This window comes from Dapis hubbardiae BLCC-M172 (assembly GCF_050016015.1).
In the GTDB taxonomy this organism is placed as follows: domain Bacteria; phylum Cyanobacteriota; class Cyanobacteriia; order Cyanobacteriales; family Microcoleaceae; genus Trichodesmium.
Genome location: NZ_JBNHEQ010000274.1, coordinates 1 through 6,800, shown reverse-complemented (window position 1 = coordinate 6,800; position 6,800 = coordinate 1). Strand labels below are relative to the sequence as shown.

At 35.7% G+C, this 6,800-nt stretch carries 5 protein-coding genes; 2 read left to right on the top strand and 3 right to left on the bottom strand.

The genetic code is table 11. The features are described 5' to 3' along the window. Positions 1 to 1,538: 1,538 nt before the first annotated feature. Positions 1,539 to 3,074 (top strand): SpoIID/LytB domain-containing protein, encoded by a 1,536-nt coding sequence (locus tag ACP6PK_RS25545; protein WP_426563787.1) that lies wholly within the window; start codon positions 1,539 to 1,541, stop codon positions 3,072 to 3,074. A 452-nt stretch (positions 3,075 to 3,526) separates the two neighbouring features. Here the strand turns inward: ACP6PK_RS25545 and ACP6PK_RS25540 are convergent, their stop codons facing one another. From ACP6PK_RS25540 to ACP6PK_RS25530, 3 genes are all read right to left on the bottom strand, one after another. Continuing rightward, positions 3,527 to 3,832, bottom strand: coding sequence for a 2Fe-2S iron-sulfur cluster-binding protein (locus ACP6PK_RS25540; RefSeq protein ID WP_426563785.1), 306 nt, complete (start codon positions 3,830 to 3,832; stop codon positions 3,527 to 3,529). 73 nt (positions 3,833 to 3,905) lie between these two features. After that, the gene (locus tag ACP6PK_RS25535; RefSeq protein ID WP_094673627.1) at positions 3,906 to 4,199 is read right to left on the bottom strand and encodes a ferredoxin; all 294 of its coding nucleotides are present in this window, start codon (positions 4,197 to 4,199) and stop codon (positions 3,906 to 3,908) included. Positions 4,200 to 4,761: 562 nt separating this feature from the next. Next, positions 4,762 to 5,052: a ferredoxin gene (locus tag ACP6PK_RS25530; protein WP_426563783.1), complete on the bottom strand. Its 291-nt coding sequence runs from the start codon at positions 5,050 to 5,052 to the stop codon at positions 4,762 to 4,764. A 306-nt stretch (positions 5,053 to 5,358) separates the two neighbouring features. On the opposite strand from ACP6PK_RS25530, the gene ACP6PK_RS25525 reads away from it, so the two are divergent. Then, the gene (locus ACP6PK_RS25525; RefSeq protein WP_426563781.1) at positions 5,359 to 6,354 is read left to right on the top strand and encodes a Gfo/Idh/MocA family protein; all 996 of its coding nucleotides are present in this window, start codon (positions 5,359 to 5,361) and stop codon (positions 6,352 to 6,354) included. The last annotated feature ends 446 nt before the right edge of the window (positions 6,355 to 6,800 follow it).

The following is a 6,800-nucleotide window of genomic DNA, read 5'->3' as shown; positions in this document are numbered from 1 at the left end:
TCAATTATCAATTATCAATTATCAATTATCAATTATCAATTATCAATTATTGAAGTTTTTCTTGTCTTAAAATTAGAAAGTATTATTGATATATTCCCGATAATTTATACTTGAAATAAGTAGCTATTCACTTAAGATAATTCTTCTTCAATAAATCCTTACTTAATTCATCAAAAAACTGAGAACTGATGGGGAGCTAGCTGTTTGCCCACCATTCCGAAAGAAATGCTTACCTGATTCCTATATATTATGCCTGAATCCTTACCAAAAAATGAGGGCATGAGCCTCCCCTTTTAAGGCAGGGCTGTTTCATTCTTGGTTAAGACAGAAGGGGAGCAGGGGAGCAGGGAGCAGGGGAGAATTTTCCACGCTTTACCCTAGATTTTCCCCAAATTTATCAATTATTCTTAAAGGTTAAAAATACGAATTGTTGTTATTTGAGGGAATTGAACCAGATATTTAGACAGAGTTTAATGACACTCCGAAGCTGAAAAATCGGCACTGATATGGCTAATTTCTCTATTTTCTGATCCTAAACATCTCTAGTTCTCCTTAAATTGTTAACTCATTTAGGCTTTGAAACAGCCCTGCCCCTTGGATAGGGGATGAAAAAATATTTAACTCAGTATTTCAAGCCTCCGACTAAGGTCTGAGGTTCACTGATAACTGTTTTGCTGACGCAAAGCTCCGCTTTATATGTCGGCGACAGCCGAAGTGCGTAATTAGGAGCATTCCGGAACGGAAAGTTGTGCGCCAGCAAAACGCTGCGCGACATGGAAAGCGGAGCAGTCCGTCAGGATAAAGCGCAGCTCCTCCGCAGGAGGCTAACTAATAACTGATAACTGAAATGACCTTAGTAGTAAAAGTCATTGACTTTAACTTATGATTTTACTTGACTGAATAATTAACTCTAATACCAAATTAATCTGAAGTTGCGTAGAATAAAATTTTATCAGAGTTAACTGTAGATAAACACAGGCAAGTTAATGAATTCATAATTTTGCACAGCCTCAGATAAAATTATTATAAAAACTCTCCCTTTAAGGATAAAAAAGAAAAAAATTATTTTAAGGATAAATAATGAACAATTATTAATTGTTAAAAATATCTACTGGAGACCTTTACCATGAGCTTAATAGAAGATATTTGAGAGAAAAAATATAGAAAAATAAACAACTTTTTCAGAAAAAAACTATAATGATTAAAATATTATGTTTTTCAATATATAGAAATCCTAAATTATTTGTGAGAATTTTTATAATAGTTAAGGTTGAGGAAAAACCTGGAAAATTCTTACTCCTGACTCCTACCTGTACGGGGAATTTCCTACGGAATGCTCCGCAAACGTGAATCGCCCCTACCACAAAAATATTATAATTGAAATAGGATTGCTATAGTCATTTTTATGTACAATAATCATCAAATAAAAACTACAGAGGTAAATCAAATTGCAAAATACAATATCTAGACAGTATTTTACTAACAAATTAATACCAAGTACAATCTTGATAACAGGCTTACTACTAGGATTAAATATAATGCCAGTCAAAGCTTTAGAAGAATATAATAGATTACTTCAAATAGGAATTATACAAAGATTTGGTACTAAACCAACAGATAAAATTATTATTAAAGCTACTCCAGGAGATCGATTGACTTTACGGTTTAAAACTCCGGCAGGAGAAGAAACTCTTACTACTGAAAAATTAGAGCTAAAAATTAAAATGAAACCTCTAGAAAAACCTCTCTTAAAAGAGCGGTTAATTCTTAGTAGTCACCGCAGTTATGAAAATGCTGAAGAAGATGCCCAGTTCTGGAAAAATAAAGGAATAGAAGTAGAAGTAACTCAACCAGGAAGATGGAAAGTTTGGGCAAAAAGAGAAGTCTATAAAACTCCTTTATTACGACGCTGGCTATTAGAAAGTATACAAGCTCATAGTAATACAAATGTCTATCTCGATCTGGAAGCTTTAAAACAACGACCTACAGCTTACTGGAATATGAATGGCTATACTTATCATCGCCATGAACTACATATTACTGCCGGGAAAAATGAAATTATTATCAATAATCAATTTAACCAAGACACAGCAATATCAGAAGAACGACGTTATGCTGGCTCATTAAAACTACAACCTAATGCTTATGGTACTTATACATTGGTGAATAATGTACCAATAGAAACTTATATTCGGGGAGTAGTACCTCATGAATTAGGAGCTTGGCCACCAAAAGCGTCCCTAGAAGCTCAGGCAATTTTAGCTAGAACTTATGCACTTAGAAATTTACATCGGTTTGCAGCAGATAATTATGAGTTGTGTGCTGATACTCACTGTCAAGTTTATAAAGGATTAGATGTATACCCAGAAACAGATGCAGCAGTAACAGCAACTAGGGGAAAAGTTCTGACTTATGAAGATGAGTTGATAGATGCTGTTTACTTTGCTGTTAGTGGGGGTGTTACAGCAGATTTTAATGATTTGTGGAATGGTACTGAACGTCCTTATTTACAACCTGTTGTTGATGCGCCTAATAATATTTGGGACTTATCTACAAATAGTTTAGCTTCTGAACAAAACTTCCGTAAGTTTATGAATCTTACAAAAGGATTTAATGAAGAGGGTTGGATAGAATTTCGTTGGCGGGAAGTTGTTAGTTTACCTGGTATTGTTAGTTATTTAAAAAGTTATTTTCGACAGAAAAACAGCCCTTTTGCTCAATTTGAAATAATTAAAAAAGTAGAGGTTACCGAGCGATCGCCCAGTGGTCGTGTATTGAAAATGAATGTCGAAACAGACCTAGGTATGATACAGCTGAATAAGGATGAGGTGCAAAATGCTTTTTGGGTGCCTTGGAGTACACTATTTTATCTAGACCCTATATACAAACCCGATCAAACTTTGTGGGGTTACGCTTTTGTTGGAGGAGGGTTTGGACATGGGGTAGGTTTATCTCAGAAGGGAGCTATTAAACTTGCTGAGTTAGGTTGGACTAGCGATCGCATTCTCAGTTTTTATTTTCCGGGAACCACAGTTCTACCTCTGAGCGAGTTAGTTACTTTTGGACAAAAATAGTCATAGCGATCGAGGTAAAATAGTTTGGTTGTTTACAGCGCTTTTGAGAATTATCACAACCCAAAACCAGTAGGGAATTCCATGGAACTCCCTACTGTTGTCTATCCAAATGAAAAATGCTATATAGTTAATTCGGCGTTACTGAATTACAGCCGTTTTCCTGCACAGTAGACCACAGTAGGGGCGAATGGCATTCGCCCTTACAAGGTTTTGGTTATGACGGTGTGGTTTATCAATCTGAAAAGCGCTGTAAGGTATGAAAGTGGGTTTGTAGGGAATAGGGAACAGTTAATATTAACAAGTAGTTCAAACAATTCAAAATACACCCATCCCAAATACAAAATTATCAAATCATACCCATAATCAGCAACGCTGTTAATTCCAATCAACTATAAACAATCAAAAAAATCTAAATTATCATACATTCTAAGATGATTGATAACTAACTATTATCATAGATTTTCTTCTTGGTGAGTCGTAACAGTGCAGTCTTTTTTAGGATAGGCAATACAAGTTAGCAAATATCCTGCTGCGATCTGATCGTCATCCAAGAAAGAGCCATCAGTTTGATCTACAAAATCATCTGCGTTACCCTCTACCTTTCCTCCACAACTTGAGCAAGCACCTGCACGACAGGAGTATGGTAGGTCTAAACCTGCTTCTTCTGCAGCATCTAGAATATATGTATCATCGTCACAATCAATAGTTTGATTAAGTCCTTCTGCTTCATTAATTAGAGTAACTTTATATGTAGCCATGTAATTCTCCTCTCAAAATTGGTAGATAAATCTTAATAATTCTTGATTGACTTTAAGTTGTGAACTAAAGTCTTTAGTAAAGTTCTTCTTCTTTGTGAGTTTCGATCTTACAATCAGAAGTAGGATAAGCCACACAAGTTAGTACATATCCTGTTTCAATCTGATCGTCATCTAAGAACGACTGATCGCTTTGATCGACTGTTCCTTCTACAATTTTACCAGCACAAGTAGAACAAGCTCCAGCACGACAGGAAAAAGGTAAATCTAGTCCTTGTTCTTCTGCTTCATCAAGAATATATTTATCATCAGGACAATCAATTTCTTGTTCTCCGTCTGGAGTTATCAACTTTACTTTATAGGTTGCCATTTTACACTCCTTAATTCAATCGTTTCGTCTTTGTTTCATAAGTTTCTTTTCTGTCCAACTAAAGGATTAATTAGCTGGAAAATTGGTACTTATTTTTTCTCATTTTCAAGCTTTTGACATCCTCTTGGACATAAAGTCGCAGATATTCCTATCAAACCTTATCTGATCAATGGGTTTATGTTTCAACGGATTCTGCTAAAAGATACCCTAGTCTGAGCTTTACCTCCACGTCCGTTTCATGTCTCCGTTTCACTACCCAACATGAAAAGCTGGGCAAAACTGAAAAGTATAACTTTTCTGATAGCTTGAGATTCACCGGGTTTAGTAGATATCTAAGATAGAATTTCCAATCCATTCTAATTTTATCTTGATCGCTTCTACTAAATTTCTGAGAATTTCATTGAAAGACAAATTTCTCAAACAATAAACAATATTCAGATTTTCTATGGTTTGATCCAGCTAATTCTCTAAATTATGCCACACCAGAACTTTTCAACTAAAACCTTTATTTAATAGTCTTGGCTAATAGTTGAGCGATCTTAAACTATTAGCCAAGTGGGTATTACAGATTATCTTCCTGATGAGTTAGAATTTTACAATCAGATGTAGGCTTGGCAATACAAGTTAGTACCCATCCTTCCTCAATTTGCTCGTCATCTAAGAAAGACTGATCGCTTTGATCTACTGTGCCTGATTCTATTTTACCAGCACAAGTAGAACAAGCACCTGCACGGCAGGAAAAAGGTATATCGTATCCTTTCTCTTCAGCAACGTCCAGGATGATATCATCTTCAGGACAGTCAATTACTACTTCACCGTCTGGTGTAACTAGAGTAACTTTGTAAGTAGCCATTTAATTTTTCTCTCCAGAGTTTAGACTTATAAGTTAAACTTATACAATTCACTAGGGCTGATTAGCCAGTTAATTTGTACTTGTTTTTTTTCTATCTCTGATATTAAGGGAAAAAAGTAAACTTGTAAAACCTATTAGACCCAAAATTACTATAGAATTTATTATAAATAATTCTAATTTAATTCTGATTACTTATATCTTATTGGGCCATCATTATAGCCTTAATATTAAAAAATAATAAAATATAGCACAAATATATGAATATATAATTTATGATAAAAAATTTTTGTAATTCTATATGTTGCTATGAGTCAGATAAATATCTCTTCCCCTTTATGCTTTACTGTCCCAATTAGAGTTGGTATTGTTGGCACTGGTTATGCAGCTAACGCTAGAGCTAAGGCATTAAAAGCAGATGAGCGATCGCTCCTAGTCACAGTTGCAGGTCATACCCCAGAAAAAACTGAGGAATTTAGTCAAACCTTCCAAGTTCAGAATACAACTTCTTGGCAACAACTGGTAGAACGAGACGATTTAGATCTAGTCATCATTTCTACTATTAATAGAGATCATGGAGCGATCGCTCGCGCTGCTCTGGAAAATGACAAACATATAATAGTTGAATATCCTCTCTCCCTAGACCCAACTGAAGCCGAGTCATTAATTTCTCTAGCAGTTAAGAAAAATAAACTATTGCACGTTGAACATATAGAACTTCTCGGTGGTCTGCACAATGCCATTAAACAATCTTTGTCTAAAATTGGTAAAATTTTCTACGCTCGTTACGTCACAATTAATTCTAAACAGCCTGCCCCCCAAAAGTGGACTTATCGCTCTTCACTATTTGGCTTTCCTTTTGTGGGGGCGCTTTCTCGTTTGCATCGGTTTACCGATCTATTTGGTAAGGTTGATGCCGTTAATTGCCAAAGTCAGTTTTGGTATACAGAGGTTGACCTTTATAAAGCTTGTTTGTGTACTGCTCAGTTAAGGTTTAATAATGATGTGATTGGGGAAGTTGTCTATGGTAAAGGTGAAACTTTTTGGCAGTCAGAAAACATTTTTACTCTTTATGGCGAAAAAGGTACATTAATTTTTACTCCTCAACAAGGTCAACTATTGCAGGGAGAAAAAATACAAACTATAGAAGTTGGTGCTAGACGTGGTTTGTTTGCAAAAGATACAAAGATGGTAATTGAAAATTTGTTGGGAGGAGATCCTTTATATGTAACTCCAGAAGCAAGCTTGTATACTTTAAAAGTTGCTGACTTTACTAGAAAAGCATCAGATTTGGAGATGGGGTGATATAGAATCCGGGTAATTAGCGATCATATTGGGGAGGAGTCAGGAGTCGTAGGGGGGATTTCGTTTCCTGCGGAATGCTGCGCAAACCGAATGCTGTCGCAAACGCGTTTTGCATTCTGCAAAGCTCCGCTTTTCATGTTGCGTTTCATGGCGGCGACAGCCGTTTCGCTTTTCGGCTGTCGCCGACATGGAAAGCGGAGCATTCCGTCAGGAAATGCGGAGCATGACAAACGGAAATCGCCCGTACAGGAGTTAGGAGTTAGGAGAAATATTGGATTTGAAGTATTAAATTATATAATTTCTATTCAATAGAAAACTTCTCTTAATAATATGAAATTTTTCTTCTATTGCGTATAGAGCAATAGTTGATTCATTTTCTTAAGCACCCCAACAGAGGAGATGAATGTGAAATTTCTCTTCTATTGCGTATAGAGCAATAGTTAATT